Raw genomic sequence first — 916 nt, 5'->3', positions numbered from 1 at the left:
GCTTAGCTTGTTTACCGAATGCATCGATATTAGCAGGATAACCAACATGTGTTGTACCAGTTGTACTTTGTACAACTTTGCCAGTATCAAGCATTTTTTGGTGTTCATCAGGACTCATCCAGCGACCAACTTTAGCTGTTGATAATCCCAGCGGGTCGATCCAGTTAGCCGGATTATGTACATATCCGTAAGGGTTAAGTCCACCTTTCAGCCCTATCGGGTCAACCCAAGACAGCGGATTATGCACATACCCGTACGGGTTAAACCCGCCTAATAAGGCAATCGGGTCAGGCGTCAAATACTGCCCCGCCACCGCCGAATAATACCTAAACCGATTGTAGACCAGCCCGCTCTCTTCATCCAACCATTGACCGGCAAATTTCAGTCCTGGATCAAATTGTGAATTTTCTGACAATACGCCAAGGCGCAATCCATACAGAGAATGCACAGGCTGACGCCAAACTCGATGCCCTTCCGAATCAAACAGAGCCAATGGTTCCCCTGTAGGGGCACAGACTGCATAGTGAGTTTGAATTTCACCTGCAACCAGCTCATTACGGTTCTCAGGATTAGGCGTAAGAAACTGAATCTGCTGAGCCAGTAACTGCCAGCCATCAAAAACTAAGTGGCGGATGCTGTACAAACGGTTGTGGCGATATTCGCGAATTTCCGCCGGAACATCGCCATCCCACAGAATCGCCATCCCACAGATAAGTCGTGCGCATTCCAGCTTGCTTGCAAACTTTCTCAGTACGCCGTCCAAAGGCATCATAGCGATATTCCCACTGCTGGCCGCCCGGTGTCTGTACCCCGATCAGTTGGCTCTGGCTATCCCAGCGGAATTTAGTTAATGCAGGGCGATGGCCTTCCTGCCATAACTGCATTGCTGTCATTCGTCCGGTATCGTCATACTCAG

General features: G+C 49.5%; 1 protein-coding gene and 1 pseudogene. Both read right to left on the bottom strand.

Features of this window, described 5'->3' with window-relative positions; translation table 11 throughout:
• Positions 1–703: RHS repeat-associated core domain-containing protein (locus PSI15_RS18180; RefSeq protein ID WP_273584750.1), on the bottom strand; the 703-nt coding region annotated here is incomplete at its 3' end.
• A pseudogene (locus PSI15_RS18175) lies at positions 615–916 on the bottom strand (RHS repeat domain-containing protein); the annotation flags it as partial. The gene PSI15_RS18180 and the pseudogene PSI15_RS18175, both read right to left, overlap by 89 nt.

It is taken from the genome of Xenorhabdus sp. PR6a, from assembly GCF_028599065.1.
Taxonomy (GTDB): Bacteria; Pseudomonadota; Gammaproteobacteria; order Enterobacterales; family Enterobacteriaceae; genus Xenorhabdus; species Xenorhabdus doucetiae.
The sequence above is the reverse complement of the archived record's forward strand: the minus strand, read 5'-3'. Positions and strand labels throughout refer to the sequence as shown.